Origin of the sequence: Mycobacterium sp. E2497, from assembly GCF_001668695.1 — a bacterium.
In the GTDB taxonomy this organism is placed as follows: domain Bacteria; phylum Actinomycetota; class Actinomycetes; order Mycobacteriales; family Mycobacteriaceae; genus Mycobacterium.
In genome coordinates this window covers 1-15,573 of record NZ_LZKD01000257.1, presented here as the reverse complement: position 1 = coordinate 15,573, position 15,573 = coordinate 1, and the positions used below count along the sequence as shown (strand labels likewise).

12 protein-coding genes and 2 pseudogenes are annotated in these 15,573 nt (G+C 69.0%); 7 read left to right on the top strand and 7 right to left on the bottom strand.

From position 1 onward, the window contains the following. Nucleotides 1-72: pseudogene (locus tag A5713_RS27910) on the top strand (antitermination regulator); the annotation flags it as partial. Between the two features lie 189 nt (nucleotides 73-261). On the opposite strand, the gene A5713_RS24495 reads toward A5713_RS27910, so the two are convergent. Beyond that, the gene (locus A5713_RS24495; RefSeq protein WP_068098807.1) at nucleotides 262-1,023 is read right to left on the bottom strand and encodes an IclR family transcriptional regulator; all 762 of its coding nucleotides are present in this window, start codon (nucleotides 1,021-1,023) and stop codon (nucleotides 262-264) included. A 67-nt stretch (nucleotides 1,024-1,090) separates the two neighbouring features. On the opposite strand from A5713_RS24495, the gene A5713_RS24490 reads away from it, so the two are divergent. Continuing rightward, a complete protein-coding gene (locus A5713_RS24490; protein WP_068098805.1) occupies nucleotides 1,091-2,431 on the top strand; it encodes an FAD-binding oxidoreductase in 1,341 nt (446 codons plus the stop codon). Continuing rightward, nucleotides 2,431-3,240 carry a DAPG hydrolase family protein gene (locus A5713_RS24485; RefSeq protein ID WP_068098804.1) on the top strand — a complete coding sequence of 270 codons (810 nt, stop codon included), beginning with the start codon at nucleotides 2,431-2,433 and terminating at the stop codon, nucleotides 3,238-3,240. The genes A5713_RS24490 and A5713_RS24485 overlap by 1 nt, the downstream gene beginning before the upstream one ends. A gap of 42 nt (nucleotides 3,241-3,282) precedes the next feature. Here the strand turns inward: A5713_RS24485 and A5713_RS24480 are convergent, their stop codons facing one another. Continuing rightward, entirely contained in the window at nucleotides 3,283-5,049 is a 1,767-nt protein-coding gene (locus A5713_RS24480; protein ID WP_068098812.1) for a DUF4407 domain-containing protein, read from the bottom strand. Nucleotides 5,050-5,247: 198 nt separating this feature from the next. On the opposite strand from A5713_RS24480, the gene A5713_RS24475 reads away from it, so the two are divergent. Continuing rightward, on the top strand, nucleotides 5,248-5,805 hold the full coding sequence (locus A5713_RS24475; RefSeq protein ID WP_067917319.1) for a hypothetical protein: 558 nt from the start codon (nucleotides 5,248-5,250) through the stop codon (nucleotides 5,803-5,805). Between the two features lie 120 nt (nucleotides 5,806-5,925). Next, nucleotides 5,926-6,354 carry an SRPBCC family protein gene (locus A5713_RS24470; RefSeq protein ID WP_068098803.1) on the top strand — a complete coding sequence of 143 codons (429 nt, stop codon included), beginning with the start codon at nucleotides 5,926-5,928 and terminating at the stop codon, nucleotides 6,352-6,354. 19 nt (nucleotides 6,355-6,373) lie between these two features. Here A5713_RS24470 and A5713_RS24465 read toward each other — a convergent pair whose 3' ends face one another. The 5 genes from A5713_RS24465 to malQ all read right to left on the bottom strand — a co-directional run bounded on the left by A5713_RS24465 (nucleotide 6,374) and on the right by malQ (nucleotide 12,353). Next, nucleotides 6,374-6,655 (bottom strand): hypothetical protein, encoded by a 282-nt coding sequence (locus A5713_RS24465; RefSeq protein WP_068098811.1) that lies wholly within the window; start codon nucleotides 6,653-6,655, stop codon nucleotides 6,374-6,376. 110 nt (nucleotides 6,656-6,765) lie between these two features. Beyond that, nucleotides 6,766-8,508 (bottom strand): molybdopterin-dependent oxidoreductase, encoded by a 1,743-nt coding sequence (locus tag A5713_RS24460; RefSeq protein ID WP_068098801.1) that lies wholly within the window; start codon nucleotides 8,506-8,508, stop codon nucleotides 6,766-6,768. A 323-nt stretch (nucleotides 8,509-8,831) separates the two neighbouring features. After that, on the bottom strand, nucleotides 8,832-9,299 hold the full coding sequence (locus tag A5713_RS24455) for a nuclear transport factor 2 family protein (RefSeq protein ID WP_068098809.1): 468 nt from the start codon (nucleotides 9,297-9,299) through the stop codon (nucleotides 8,832-8,834). Between the two features lie 5 nt (nucleotides 9,300-9,304). Further along, entirely contained in the window at nucleotides 9,305-10,186 is an 882-nt protein-coding gene (locus A5713_RS24450; protein WP_067917311.1) for an LLM class F420-dependent oxidoreductase, read from the bottom strand. A 4-nt stretch (nucleotides 10,187-10,190) separates the two neighbouring features. Beyond that, nucleotides 10,191-12,353, bottom strand: a complete 2,163-nt coding sequence (gene malQ / locus A5713_RS24445) for a 4-alpha-glucanotransferase (RefSeq protein ID WP_068098799.1) — start codon at nucleotides 12,351-12,353, stop codon at nucleotides 10,191-10,193. A gap of 431 nt (nucleotides 12,354-12,784) precedes the next feature. Here malQ and eccB point away from each other — a divergent pair, with 431 nt between their 5' ends. Further along, nucleotides 12,785-14,302, top strand: a complete 1,518-nt coding sequence (eccB, locus tag A5713_RS24440) for a type VII secretion protein EccB (RefSeq protein ID WP_067917304.1) — start codon at nucleotides 12,785-12,787, stop codon at nucleotides 14,300-14,302. Further along, nucleotides 14,299-15,573 (top strand): annotated as a pseudogene (locus A5713_RS24435) (type VII secretion protein EccC); the annotation flags it as partial. The gene eccB and the pseudogene A5713_RS24435, both read left to right, overlap by 4 nt.

The following is a 15,573-nucleotide window of genomic DNA, read 5'->3' as shown; positions in this document are numbered from 1 at the left end:
TTCACCGATGCGCAATCCGCGGCCCGGCACGAATGGGGGCCGCTGTTCTCCTCCGCTGCAGTGCCCTGTTGAGCGGGGCTCACGACGTTGGGGCGGCCGAGCTTTCGAGGGGTAACCCGGCCGCCTCCAACTCCAGCCTGACCGATGCCGGCGCCCGCTCGGAGGGCCTGCCGCTGCGGTGGCCGACTCGGGGGCGCGGTGTCCGGCGCGTCCGGAGGGGCGGAGCACCGACCCTTCCCGGGCCCGAAGGCGACTACGGGATCAACCTGGTCCGCTGACATACCCCCAGGCCGGCGATTCCGCCGCGGCGCGCAGTGCGGCGACGATGCGCGGTTCCTTCTCCAGGAAACGCTCCGTCGGCGCCGGCACCGAGATGGCGATCACGTTGTCGCCCGCGGCGCGGCGCGCGATCGCCGCCGCCGAGATTCCCCGGGTGTGTTCGTCGCGATCGAAAGCCACTCCGGTGCGCCGGATCTCGGCGACCTCGGCGCGAAGCCGGTCGGCGACATCGGGATCGCAGCTGGCGATCACCGCCTCGGCGTCGGCATCGTCGAGGGTCGCGAGGGCCGCCTTGCCGTTGGCAGTCGACTCCATCGGGAACCGGACGCCGACGGCCGAGACGGCGCGCAGACGATGCGACGATTCGATCTGGTCGACGAACCACATGCGCTGGCCCCGCAATATCGAGAGGTCGACCGTCTCCCCGTCGATCGCGCGCGCCACCCGCTCGATGGTTGGCCGGAAGATCGCCGCGATCTGCGCCCCGTCCGAAGTGCCGAATCCGAGCAGGCGGTCGCCCAGGGAGAACCGGCCCTGTGAATCGACACTGGCCAGCCCCACCTCGACGAGGCCCACCAGCAGCCGGCGCGCCGTCGACTTGGCCAGGCCGAGCCGCTCACCCAGGTCGACCAGGCGTAACCGGCCGGGCTCGGCGGCGATCTCGTCCAGCGCGGCGGCGGCGCGGCGCAACACCTGTATTCCTTCGTCGCGACCAGGCGAGAGATTTTCCCCCGAACTCGGCATCGGCCCACTATATTGGTCCGCATCGCGAATCGCAAAGATCCGAATAGTGAATCGAGGGAGGTTCGAGATGAGCGGGCTACCGGCGGGGCGGCACCACTTCCGCGGCGACGACGGCTACGAGGCGGCCCGCCGTGGCACCGTGTGGCACCAACGGGTGCCGCAGCGCTATCCCGAAGTCATCGTGCAGGCCGCCGATGCCGATGACATCGTCGCCGGCATCCGCTACGCCGCGGCGCACGGCCTGAAGGTCAGCGTCGTTTCAGGGGGGCACAGCTTCTCGGCCAGCCACCTGCGTGACGGCTCCGTTCTGCTCGACGTCAGCCGCCTTGACCACGCAGTCATCGACGCCGACAAGCGGCTCGCCCAAGTGGGTCCGGGCAAGGGCGGCAGCCTGCTCATGGCCGATCTCGAGGCGCAGGGCCTGTTCTTCCCCGGTGGTCACTGCAAGGGCGTCTGCCTGGGCGGCTACCTGCTGCAGGGTGGGTACGGCTGGAACAGCCGCATCTACGGCCCGGCCTGCGAGAGCGTCGTCGGCCTGGACGTCGTCACCGCCGAGGGCGAACAGATCCACTGCGACGCCAGCAACAACGCCGACCTCTACTGGGCCGCCCGCGGCGCCGGCCCCGGCTTCTTCGCCGTGGTCACGTCGTTCTACCTGAAGCTCTATCCCCGCCCCGGCGCCTGCGGCACCAGCGTCTACGTCTATCCATTCGAGCTTGGCGACGAGGTTTTCACGTGGGCGCGGGCGGTCAGCGCCGACGTCGACCCTCGCGTCGAGCTGCAGGCCGTAGCCTCGCGCGGCGAGCCGAACATGGGCATCGACACCCCGGTCATCTCGCTGGCGTCGCCCGCCTTCGCGGACACCGACGAGGAGGCCGAGAAGGCCCTCGCCCTGTTCGGCACCTGCCCGGTCGCCGCTCAGGCGCTCGTCAAGATTCCCTATATGCCAACCGATTTGCCGACCTGGTATGACGTGGCGATGAGCCACTACCTGTCCGATCACCACTACGCGGTCGACAACATGTGGACGTCGGCGTCGGCTGAAGACCTGCTGCCGGGCATCCGGACGATCCTGGACACGATGCCGCCGCATCCCGCCCACTTCCTCTGGCTGAACTGGGGCCCGTGCTCTCCCCGCCAGGACATGGCCTACAGCATCGAGGGCGACATCTACCTCGCGCTCTACGGTTCGTGGAAGGACCCGGCCGACGAGGCGAAGTATGCCGACTGGGCGCGGTCCAACATGGCCGCGATGTCCGAATACGCGATCGGCATTCAGCTGGCCGACGAGAACCTCGGCCAGCGTCCCGCGCGGTTCGCCAGCGACGCCGCCATGGCCAAGCTCGACCGCGTGCGCGCCGAATACGACCCCGACGGCCTGTTCAACAGCTGGATGGGGCGACTCTGATGGCCGGCGAGCTGTATCTGGGCTACCGCGGCGACGACGCGAACACCCCGTTCGGCAAGTTCTTCGCGCCCGAGATGGCCCCGCTGCCACGCCATGTCGTCGAGGCCCTGGAACACGGGCCGCAGGGCGCCACGGCGCTGTTGGCGTTCGACGACGCCGCGCGCGTCGCCGACGACGGATACCAGCAGACCGAGAACGGCTATGGCGTCCTGGAGGACGGCGGGTATCAGGTGTCGGTGCGCACCGACATGCCGGGGGTCATCCCGGCCATGTGGTCCTGGTGGTTCGGCTGGCACGGCTGCGACACCCGCCGCTACAAGCTGTGGCATCCGCGCGCCCACCTGCACGCTGCCTGGAAGGACTGTGACGACGCGGGCCGCGCCGGCGCCCGGCGCTACATCGGCCGCTGGTCGTTGATCAGCGAGTACATCGGCTCGACGATGCTCAACGGCGCAATCCAATTCGTCGATCCTGTCACGATGGGCTGCCCGCCCGACAGCGACGGCGCGGTGGCGATCTGTGCCCGGCTGGGGTCCAGCGAGGCCCCGGTAGACGTCGGATGGTTCATTCACCACGTCCGCTCGACCGCGAACGGGGCCGAGATGCGGTCGCGCTTCTGGATGGGCGGCAAGCACATCGCGGTCCGCAACGTGCCCGGCGTCGCGTCGCGGGCGGTGCGCCCGATCGTCTCGCGGGTGCTGGGCAACGCGGAGACCAGCGCTCGCAACCTGATGGTGCATTGCGCCCAGGAGATGAATCACCTGGCCGGATTCCTACCGGACCTCTACCAAGCCTTCGGCGACGAATAGGGGCCGGGCGCCGGCGTCGCGCACCAGGGACGGCGGACCTCGCTAGGCGGGGGGAAGTTGCCGCGGCCCCCGCGGTGAATCGAGCTCGGCCGGTCCGTCCCGCTTCGTCAATTCCGGATCGCCGCCACGCTCCGACGCGCCCAGCGAGGGGGCGCTTCGCTCTCGGCCGCCCGGCCGCCGTTGGGTCACCGCGGTGCGATCCACGCGCGACGAGTCGATGAATCCCCTTGTGGGCGAGGCCTGCTCACTCGCCGCGCCCGGCGGCATGGGCCGCTCGCCGGCGTCGGAGCTTTCGGAGTCCATCGTGACGCGGTGGGTGCGCCGCAGCGCGAAGGTGATCTCCTCGAACTCCTCGAACACCTGGCGTGCGGTGCGCAGCGGCGCGGTCGTGGTGTCGAGCACCCGCGCGACGAAAGGCGGCATCAGCGGGCGAATCCACCGCGCCGCGGCCTTGGTGGCGTCTGGAATTGACGGGATGAGCGACGTGCCACCGTCTGCACCGTCTTCGCGCGGCGCATCGTCGCGTCCGGCGGGCGCCGGCAGGTTCTCCGCGCCGGTGGTCTGCGCGGGGGCGGGCAGCCCTACCAGCGCTCGGCTGGCGGCCTCGGCCTCCGCGGCAATAGGCAGGTAGATGTCTTCGTCGGCGGGTTCGAGTGGGCGATGCGACGCCGCCCGCACCGGGGGCTCGAAGGCCTCCTCGATTCGTCGGCGCTGCTGCTCGCGGTCGATTTCGGTCTGCGCCTCGATCGCCAGCCGGGCCTGGGTGAGTTGGTGCTCGGCCCACATCATCTCGGCCTCGCGGCGGACCTCGGCCCGCTTGATCGCGATGGCGGTGTCCGCCTCGAGTTCCGCGCGTTCCCGCTCCGCGCGGGCCGTGGCATGGCGATCGTGGGTGGTCTCGCCGCGCCACCGTCCCAGGATCAGCGGCAGCAGGTAGAGCAGCACGCAGAACGCGATCGCCATGAGCCGCAGCATCAGCGCGCCGAAGTCGGACGACGTCAGGTCGTTCATGGCGACCCAGCGCGCGCCGAGGCCACGATCGGCGTCCGCGACCACGCCGCGGCGAGCGTCGTCGAGCGCTTGCTGCTGGCGCGAGATGGTGGCGTCCAACTCGGGCGCTTGGCGGTCACGAGCGGCCAGCGCGTTGTCGAGTTCGTGCTGGGCGTCCGCCAAAAGCTCGTTGGCGGTTCGTGTCTCGGGTCCCGCGCCGGGGTCACCGGTGATCCGGGTTTGCGGGCAGCCCGGGGTGGGGTGGTATTCGCAGCGCGCGACGACCAGGGCCTGATCCTGCTGCTGGTGAGCCCGGTCGACGGCGCCGTCGAGCGCGGCGCGCGCATCCCGGGTTTGTTGCAGCGACGCCGACGCCTGCGCCACGGCCGGCGCCGAGCCGGCGTTGCGCAGGGCGCGTTCGTCGAGGCGGTGGTCGATCGAGCCGGACAGCAGGACGATCGCGGCCAGTTCGCCGACGACGGCGCCGAGCGCGACCGCGACGGCCGCGCGGGCCGCCACCCCGGCCCGGCCTTGGCGCGAACCGGCCGTGGTGGCGCGGGTGACCGCGCCGACCAGCAGGCCGAACACCAGGGTCAGCGGCAGGACGGAAAGGACCGACCAGCGAGCCGACTCGCTCACCGCCAGGGTCGCCACCAGCCAGGCCAGCACCGCCCCGAACAGCACCACCGCGCCGGATACGGCATGCGTGGACCGCTCGTGGCGCTCATCCAGCTCCCGCCACTGCCCGCCGCCAAGCCAGGTGAGCAGGCCCGCGGGCGAGAAGTCCGAGCGCCGCTCGGCAGCTTTGTGGGCGCACATGGAAAACACCTCCCAACTCAACAAGCCTCCCAGGCCACCACCGGCCGAATCGAATTGAAGCCCCCCGTGTGTGGCGCGCCTCACAACCTGTCCTGGGTCAACGGCGGTCCCGGCGAAGGAGCCACGGCCGCGCCGATTTCCGGCGACGCGTGCAGATCAGCGACGGTTCCGACGGCCGGCGTGAGACGGTATAAGTCTATGGAGACTCACGATTATGTCACCTACGAAGAGTTCGGACGAAGATTCTTCGAGGTCGCCGTCACCCCCGAGCGTGTCGCCGCCGCCTTCGCCGACATCGCCGGCAACGAGTTCGCCATGGAGCCCATCGCGCAGGGGCCGGGCGGGATCGCCAAGGTCAGCGCCAACGTCAAGATTCACGAGCCCAAGGTCACGCGCCGCCTGGGCGACAGCATCACGTTCGTCATCCACATCCCGTTGTCGATCGATCTGCTGCTCGATCTTCGGCTCGACAAGCAGCGGTTCGTGGTCTCGGGGGACATCGCCCTGCGGGCCACCGCGCGAGCCGCCGAGCCGCTGCTGCTGATCGTCGACGTCGCGAAGCCGCGGCCGTCCGACATCACCGTCAACGTCTCTTCGAAGTCCTTCCGCGGCGAGGTGTTGCGCATTCTCGCCGGCGTCGACGGCGAGATCCGCCGATTCGTCGCCCAGTACGTCGCCGAGGAGATCGACGCGCCGCAGTCACAAGCCGCGCAGGTCATTGACGTTGCCCAGCAATTGGAGCAGACCTGGCCCTAGGCGCCCGGCCCACGCGTAGGCCCTGCCGTCCCCGGGTACCCCATTCACGTTGCGCGCCGGGCGCCTGTGTAGCGGTGCCGGCGCCGATCGCGATCATCGTCTGGGGAGGAGCGAGAAGACTTGGCACGAGTAGATGTTTCGGTGACGTCGCAGGTGGATCCGGAGGCCGCCTGGAAGCTGGCGTCCGACCTGAGCCGATTCGACGAGTGGATGACCATTTTCGCCGGGTGGCGCGGGCCCGTTCCGGAATCGATCGAGGAGGGCACCTGCGTGTCCTCCTGCGTGAAGGTCAAGGGGTTTCGCAACGTCGTCCACTGGACGGTCACCCGCTACGACGAGCCGAAATCCATTGAGCTGCAAGGTCGCGGCCGCGGTGGGATACGCCTCGGGGTGGCGATGACCATCACGGACCAGCAATCCGGAACCGACTTTCACCTCACCGCGGACCTCAGGGGCGGATTGCTCAGCGGTCCGGTCGGGGGGTTGGTCGCGCGAGTGCTCCGCTCCGATGTGGAGAAGTCCGTGCACAACCTCGTCGCGCTGCAGTAGCGGTCGCGCTGCAGTAGCGCTAGCGCGCCGCGTGGCCCATCGGCAATTCCCGCTCAGTCTGGCGAATTCGCCTGCGGTCCATCGTGAGCCAGGCCAGGCCGGCGCCGAATCCGAGCAGGGCGACGATCGCGGCGGCTACGCCCGCACCCGCGTCTCCCAGCGCGAACGTCGCCACGCATATCACAAATGCCAGGGCCGCAGCCCCGACGACGATGAGGCCGGGCGTGTGTTCGAGGTCGCGCCCCGGCTCGGCGTCATGTCGCTCAGTGGTCCGATCATGGTCGACAGGGCTGTGCCTCATGGGCGTCTCCTCTGCTGTCACTTCCGTTCGGCCGCTTCCGTTGTGCTACCCGGATTGCCGTCGGGACAAACGACGTGAGAGTGCGACGCCCGAGGGTTCTGCGCTGCGCCCTACAGCGTCTGGTGCCGCCCGAAGTACTTGTGGTCCTCGCTGTAACCGCCGTAGCCGCTGCCGATGTCGCGGTAGTCGGCGACGAACTCGATTCCCTTGATCCACTTGACGAGTTTGAAGCCGTGCTGCAGTTCGTTGCGCAGCCGCAGCGGCCTGCCGTGCATGTAGGGGAGCGGCTGGTCGTTCATCTTGTAGGCGAGCATGGTCATGTGGTGGTCCATCTGCCCGATGTGGTGGGCGTTGTAATAGATGCCGCCGGTCGCGCCGAGGCCCATCGAATAGAACACCGCCCATTTGGCTTCCGGCAGCGGCTTGACGATGTCCATGATCGTCTTCATCTGCACGCCACCCCATTTGGCGACGCCCGACCACGCCTGGATGCAGAAGTGCTGGCTGATCTGCTCGTGGTAGGGCAGGGCCATCAAGTCCTCGAGCGAGAACTCCATCGGGTGTTCGACCAGGCCGTAGACCTTGAGCCGCCAGTCCCTGAAGTCGTTGGCTTCCAGCTCTTTGTACTCGACGGTCTCCGGCAGCCGGCCGTTGCGCCAGTGGTGTGGTGAGATGTCCTTCTCGGTGAAGGCGCCCGGCTTGGGGTCGAGTTGTTCGAGCATGCGCTGGAAGGGGCCGACGAGCGCGTACCCGACCCGCTGGATCACCCGCGGATGGCGAATGGTGAACGGAGTGGCCCAAACCCACGCGATCGCCGTCAGCACCATGGCCGCGGCGAAGATCCCGAAGCCGACCCAGCTGTTGTCGTCGCGGGAGGCGAACATGTGGTTGAGGTTTCGCAGCGCGCTGGTCGTCAACACCATCGTGACGTGAACCAGGATGAAGAACAGGAAGTACACCAGCACCACGAAATGCAGCGACCGAGCGTGCTGGATGCTCAGGCGCTTGCTCAGCCAGTGAACGCGTTGCGACAGCGCGGGCGACATACCCAGGCCGGTGATGAGCGCGACGGGTGCGGCGATGAAGACCGTGGTGAAGTAGGACAACAACTGCAGGCCGTTGTAGGCGACCCACCCATTGTCGGTCGGCCAGTCCAGGGACAGGTATTGAACCGCCACCGAGGCCGCGTTGGGGAAGACGTCCCAGCTGGTCGGGACGATGTGCCGCCACTGGCCCGTGACGAACAGCAGCACATAGAAGACGGCGCCGTTGACGAGCCACAGCACGTCCACCCCGAGGTGCCACCAGCGGGCCAGCCCGATCGAGTGCCGGAACCCCGGCAGACCGAATTGTGGTGGCAGGGCGACGGTGTCGGCGTTAGCCGTCCACAGCTCGTCGTCCGGCACCGGCGGGCCCACCCGCAGCCATTCGTCCTTGCCCGGGGTCGCGTTGCGGCTGAAGTAGAGCCGGGGATGGTCGCAGAGGATCTGGATCCCCGTCCTGATGATGAACATCATCATGAAGAGGTTGAAGAAATGGGTCCAACCGATCCACGCCGGGAGGCCGGGTGTCACACCGGAACTGTCCGTCCCGGGATAACGCTGGATGAAGGACTGCACCGCCGGCATGTTGTGCAGGCCTTTGCCGACGGCCACCCCGGCGACCAGCAGGGCAAACCCGATGGGGATCAGCCAGAGCAGGTTGAACCAGCGGTCGCGGCCGATGCGCAGCTTCGGAGCGGTCGCGCGCCTGGTGAGGTCGAAACCGCCGCCATAGGTCTCGACGTCGATGATGTCTTCGGCGGTGTGAATCTCGCTGCGGTAGTCCGGCGGGGACTCCAGCGGCGTGCCCACTGCCAGTGTCGATACATTGCCGTTCGGTGCTGCCCGCCCCCCGGTGAGTCCGGCGGAAGCGACGCCCGGGTTCCGATGTTCGGTGTTCGTCACGCGGCCGAAAATACACGGACCGACTTGTATAAATTGGACACGATCAGGAAGAACTGCTGCGTCCGCGGGCTCGCCGGGACCTACGGCCGCCGGCCCCGGGCCGACGTGGGCAAAATTCGCCCCGACGCTGGCCGAGATAACCGCAATCGCTCAACAAACACGACGTTACTTCCGCAGATTCGGATCATGGACGGCCGCTGTGAGTTTGCGCAAAGTCTTCTGCAAGCTCGCTAGATCAGGTCGTGTCGGCGTACCCGGCGGACCACACGGGTCTCAATCGCGTTGATGGTCAACGCCCGGCGGGCGATCCGCCAGCGGTCGGTCAGCTCGTATTCGTCGTCGTAGCGCAGATGCCAGACCACGTCGACAAGCTCGTCACCACGCTGGTCCCAATGGTGCGCGATGCACGCGACGCGTCCGCGCGCGGTGCCCGGCCGGGCGGCCTGGTCGTACACCTCGCCGATGATGGCGTGCTCGGTCCGAATGAGCGCCGCGACGGCGGCGACCGCGCCGGCGATGGCGTCTCGACCCCGGTGCGAACGGACCGGCTCCAGCGCCTTCGGCGGGTCGGCCACCACCAGCACGGCTGCGTCGGTGAACAGCGCTGCAGCGGAGTCGAATTGGCGCTCGTCGACGTGCGCGGCGTATCGGTGCACCACGTCGCTCAGGGCGGCTAGGTCATCGGTCGACAGCGGCATCGGGGTCATGCAATCAGTGACAGGCGTTGCGCACATGCCGACAGCAGATCCTTGGCCTGCTCGATGTCGGTGGTCGGCGGCATGGCCAGCACAAGCCGGTCGGCGCCCTGCTCGACGAGTCCGCCGGCGCGGTCGGCGTCGATCTTGTTGACCGCGTGGCCCAATGACACTTCGAGGGTAGCCGGATCGCGGCCGGCCGACGACGCCTCGTCGCGCATGACCGCGATCAACGACGCCAGGGCGGGCCCGGTCACGCCGAGCGGCTGAAGGCCGTCACCGAGCCGGCCCGCGCGGCGCGCCGCCGCTCGGCTGTGCCCGCCGATATGGATCGGGAGGCGGGGACCCGCAACGGGTTTGGGGTAGCACATGACGTTGTCGAAGCTGAAGAACTCGCCGTGGTGAGAGGCCCCGTGCGGGTGGTCGGCCCAGAGCGCCCGCAAGACGGCCAGCTGCTCGTCGGCTCGGCGGCCGCGGTCCTCGAAATCGGCACCGCACGCCTCGAGCTCCTCCCTGAGCCATCCCACGCCCACGCACAGTCGTAGCCGCCCGCCCGATAACGCGTCCACGGTGGCGGCCCGCTTGGCCAGGACCACCGGGTGATGGTTCGGCAGCACCAACACGCCGGTGGCCAGCCCCAGGGTGGTGGTGCGGCCGGCCAGGAAGGCCAGCAGGTCCAGCGGGTCGGGGATGGGGCAGTCGGCGGCCAAGCCGACGCGCCCGGAACTGTCATAGGGATAGACGCTGTCGTAGCGGGTGACCAGCACCGTGTGCTCCACGACGACGATCGACTCGAAACCGCATCGCTCCAGGTGACCCGCGAAGGCCGCCATCCATTCCGGATCCGCGGTGACGCCGTCGGCGACCGGGGCCACCACTGAGACCTTCATGGCCTCAGAAGCTAACAGGCGCGCTTTCGGCCGCCGCGGGCGCGATTGCGTGGCGCACGGCCTCGGCCAGGGTGGCCGCCCGGGCATCGGTGAACACGTCCTCGAGCATCATCGGGCGGCCTTCCGGGCCGGTCAGCGGAATCCGCCAGTTGGGGTATTCGTCGGTGGTGCCGGGCTGATTCTGGGTCCGGCGGTCGCCCACCGCGTCGGTCAGCGCCACGCCCACCAGGCGCGACGGTGTCCGTCCCAGGTACCGATACAGGGCAAGGACGACGCTGTCCGCGTCGGTCTCGCCGTCATCGAGCAACCCCACCCGGCGCAATTCGGCCATCCAGGCTGCCAATTGGGCCCGGTCGGAGGCGAGTTCGTCCTCGGCGGGGCGGGTGAGCAATCCGAGGCTTTCGCGTAACCGCACGTGGTCACCCGCCAGGTAGCCGGCGGTCGGCGGCAGATCGTGGGTGGTCACCGAGGACAGGCAGTACTCCCGCCAGCGCTCGGCCGGCAGGGGACCACCGTTACCGTCGCGGTCCAACTCGAACCACAGGATCGACGTGCCGAGCAGTCCGCGCAACAACAGATAGTCACGCACCCAGGGCTCGACGGTGCCAAGGTCCTCGCCGACCACCAGCGCCCCGGCGCGGTGTGCTTCCAGGGCGACGATGCCGATCATCGCTTCGTGGTCGTAACGCACGTAGGTGCCCTCCGTGGGCGGCGCCCCTTCCGGGATCCACCACAGGCGGAACAACCCGATGATGTGGTCGATGCGCACGCCGCCGGCATGCCGCAGCACCGCACGGATCAGCGCCCGAAAGGGGCGGTACTCCTCCTCATCCAGCCGATCGGGCCGCCACGGCGGCTGAGACCAGTCCTGGCCGAGCTGATTGAACTCGTCCGGTGGCGCGCCGGCGGTGACGCCCAGCGCCAACACGTCTTGCAGCGCCCACGCGTCGGCCCCGTGGGGATGCACGCCGACCGCCAGGTCGTGCATCACGCCCAGCGCCATTCCGGCCCGGACGGCCCGCGACTGTGCCGAGGCCAGTTGCTCGTCGAGTTGCCACTGCAGCCACCGATGGAAATCGACTGTACCCGAATGCTTTTCGGCGAACGCGGCGACGTCGGGCGCGTGCGGATGCTGCAGCGATTGCGGCCAGGAGTGCCAGTCGGCACCGTGCTTCTCGGCCAGGGCACACCAGATGGCGAAGTCGTCGAGCGCGCCGCCCTCGCGGGCCAGGAAGGCTTGGTAGGACAACTCACGGCCCGCCGACCGCGGCACCCGGTGCAACAGCTCGAGCGCGGCGCGCTTCGCCGCCCACGCACCGTCGCGGTCGATGGCGTCGAGTCGAGCGGCTCGCTGTTGCGCCTCGGAGCGCAGCCGCCGCACCCGGCTGCGCTTGGGCAGCTCGGCGAACTCGGGAATCGCCTCGACGTGCAGATAAATCGGGTTGATGAAGCGCCGCGACGTCGGCAGATAGGGCGACGGTTCCATGGGGCGCGTCGGGGCGGCCGCGTGCAGGGGATTGACCAACAAATAGTCGGCGCCGTGCCGCGACGCCGACCACACCGCCAGGTCGGCCAGATCGGTCAGATCGCCGACGCCCCACGACTGTTTGGAGCGCACGCTGTAGAGCTGAGCGGCCATCCCCCAGGCTCGGCGGGCGCCGAGCCGCTCGGGCAGCCCGAGCCAGTCCGGCGTCACGATCAGCGCGGTGCTGGTCTCCCCGTCGGAGGAACGCAGATGCACCCGGTGATAGCCCAGCGGCAGGTCGGCCGGCAGCACGAAGCTGGCCTCACCGACCCAGCGGTCGCCCAGGTCGAACGGCGGGGTGAAGTTGTCGACCTGCTGGATCCCGCCGCGCACCGTGCCGTCCTCGAGCTGCAACCAGACCTCGGCGGGATCGCCGTGGGTCACGTGCACCCAGAACCGCGTCTGCTCACCGGTGCGGCCGACGATCGTGGCCGGCAACCGCCGCGTCCAGTGCGACCGCAGCTTGGCGGCCAGGGCCACGTTGCGCTCCTGCTCGGTGGCGGCCGGCACGCCCAGCGCGGCCAACACCGCCACCAGCGTGGATGCCGGAACCGGCACCCGCCGCCCGGTCCAGTCGTCGTACTCGGTCGCGATGCCGTATCTCCTGGCAAGTTCGACCAGCGACGGCGCGAGCTCACTCATACCGCACATCTTGCTGCCAGAATTCGCCGCCCGACCAATCGGGGAGAGGCGCCCACCGGCCGGCGTGCGCCCACCCCCCGTTTTGCCGGCCCTGCCGCGCCCGTTCGTTCGCGTCGGCGTGCACGCTCAACAGGACGAGCCGGGCGTTCGCCATTACGATGCCCTGAGGAGACATGAGGAGTCCGGGCGGGGATCGGCGGGGGAATCCGATAGTGCCAGTTCAGCGGCGCCTGGCGCGGTGCGGGCCCGGCGCGATCCGGCAAATCGCGCACGACCGGACACCTACAGATAAAGGAATGTGGCAGCGAACGCCATCGGCGCCGCGTGGCGAGGCCCGTACGGGTGCCTTACGGTTGTCGATGTAATTCGCGCAGCGGATATTTACGACGGACAATATCCAGGCGTTCTAGCAGACCGGATGGTGAATTAACGTGGCGGAAGAGAGTCGCGGACAACGCGGGTCGGGGTACGGCCTCGGGTTGTCGACGCGGACGCAGGTGACCGGCTACCAGTTCCTCGCTCGTCGCACCGCAATGGCCCTCACCCGGTGGCGTGTCCGCATGGAGGTCGAGCCGGGCCGGCGGCAGACGCTGGCCGTGGTGGCCTCGGTCTCGGCGGCGCTGGTGATCTGCCTGGGCGCTCTGCTCTACTCGTTCCTCAGCCCGGCGGGCCAGGTCGGGGATTCGCCGATCATCGCCGACCGCGACTCCGGGGCGCTCTACGTCCGCGTGGGCGACAAGCTGTACCCGGCGCTGAACCTGGCTTCGGCGCGGTTGATCACCGGTCGCCCGGACAACCCGCACCTGGTCAAGTCCAACCAGATCGCGAGCCTGCCGCGCGGCCCGCTGGTCGGCATCCCCGGCGCGCCGTCGAACTTCCACCCCACGGCCCCGTCCACGTCGTCGTGGCTGGTGTGCGACACCGTCGCCACCTCGACCGGTGTCAGCGCGCCGTCCGGCGTGACGGTGACCGTGATCGACGGGAACCCCGACCTCAGCAACCACCGGCACGTCCTCAACGGGACGGACGCCGTGGTGCTGAGCTACGGCGGGGATGCCTGGGTGATCCGGGAGGGCCGCCGGTCCCGGATCGACGCGACGAACCGATCGGTGCTGTTGCCGCTGGGCCTGACGCCGGAGCAGGTCGGCCAGGCGAAGCCCATGAGCCGCGCGTTGTTCGACGCGCTGCCGGTGGGCCCGGAGCTGACCGTGCCCCAGGTGCAGAACGCCGGCGCGGCCGCGTCGTTCCCGGGTGCGCCCGGCCCGATCGGCACCGTGATCGTCACGCCGCAAATCAGTGGGCCGCAACAGTATTCACTGGTGCTGGCCGACGGCGTGCAGACACTGCCGCCGCTGGTGGCTCAGATCCTGCAGAACGCCGGGCCGGGCAACACCAAGCCGGTGACCGTGGAACCGTCCGCCCTGGCGAAGATGCCCGTGGTCAACAAGCTGGACCTGTCCTCCTACCCGGACGCCCCGCTCAACGTGGCGGACATCCGCGAGAACCCGGCGACCTGCTGGTGGTGGCAGAAGACCTCGGGGGAGAACCGGGCCCGCATCCAGGTCATCTCCGGCGCGACCATCCCGGTCGCCGCCAAGGATGAGAGCAAGGTGGTGTCCCTGGTCAAGGCCGACACCACCGGCCGCGAGGCCGACCAGGTCTTCTTCGGGCCCGACTACGGCAACTTCGTGGCCGTCACCGGCAACGACCCCGGCGCCAAGACGACGGAATCGCTGTGGTGGCTGACGGACGCGGGGGCCCGGTTCGGCGTCGACGACACCCGGGACGTCCGCGAGGCGTTGGGCCTCAAGACGAAACCGAGCCTGGCGCCCTGGGTGGCGCTCCGACTGCTCCCGCAAGGGCCGACCTTGTCGCGGGCCGACGCGCTCGTGGAGCACGACACCCTACCGATGGATATGTCCCCAGCAGAATTGGCGGTACCTAAGTGAAACGCGGGTTTGCCCGGCCGACGCCGGAGAAGCCTCCGGTCATCAAGCCGGAGAACATCGTCCTCCCTACACCCCTGAGCATTCCGCCTCCGGAGGGCAAGCCCTGGTGGCTCGTGGTGGTCGGCGTGTTGGTGGTCGGCCTGCTGATCGGCATGGTCGGCATGACCTTCGCCAGCGGCTCGCACGTGTTCGGCGGCGCCGGCGCCATCTTCCCGATCTTCATGATCGGCGGCGTCGCGATGATGATGTTCGGCGGCCGGTTCGGCGGTCAGCAGCAGATGAGCCGGCCCAAGCTGGACGCGATGCGCGCCCAGTTCATGCTGATGCTGGACATGCTGCGCGAGACCGCCCACGAGTCCGCGGACAGCATGGACGCCAACTACCGGTGGTTCCACCCGGCGCCGACCACGCTGACCGCCGCGGTGGGCACGTCGCGGATGTGGGAACGCAAGCCCGACGGCAAGGACCTCAACTTCGGTGTGGTGCGGGTCGGCGTCGGCATGACGCGGCCCGAGGTGACCTGGGGTGAGCCGCAGAACATGCCCACCGACATCGAGCTGGAGCCGGTGACCGGTAAGGCGCTGCAGGAATTCGGTCGCTACCAGAGCGTCGTCTACAACCTGCCCAAGATGATCTCGTTGCTGGTCGAGCCCTGGTATTCGCTCGACGGTGAGCGGGAGCAGGTCCTGGGGCTCATGCGGGCGATCGTCTGCCAACTGGCGTTCTCGCACGGCCCCGACCACGTGCGGATGGTCGTCGTCAGCTCGGATCTGGACGAATGGGACTGGGTCAAGTGGCTGCCGCACTTCGGTGACCCGCGCCGCCAGGACGCCGCCGGCAACGCGCGGATGGTCTACGCGTCGGTGCGCGAGTTCGCCGCCGAGCAGGCCGAATTGTTCGCCGGCCGCGGCTCTTTCACGCCCCGGCACGCGAGCTCGTCGGCGCAGACCCCGACGCCCCACACGGTGATCGTCGCCGACGTCGTCGACCCGCAGTGGGAGTTCGTGATCAGCGCCGAAGGCATCGACGGGGTGACGTTCTTCGACCTGACCGGGGCGTCGATGTGGACAGCGGTCCCCGAGCGCACCCTGCGGTTCGACGACAAGGGCGTGATCGAGGCGCTGCCCCGCGACCGCGACACCTGGATGGTGATCGACGAGAAGCCCTGGTTCTTCGCGCTCACCGACCACATCAGTGTCGCGGAGGCGGAGGAGTTCTCCCAGGCGCTGGCCCACTGGCGGCTCGCCGAGGCCTACGAAGAGATCGGCCAG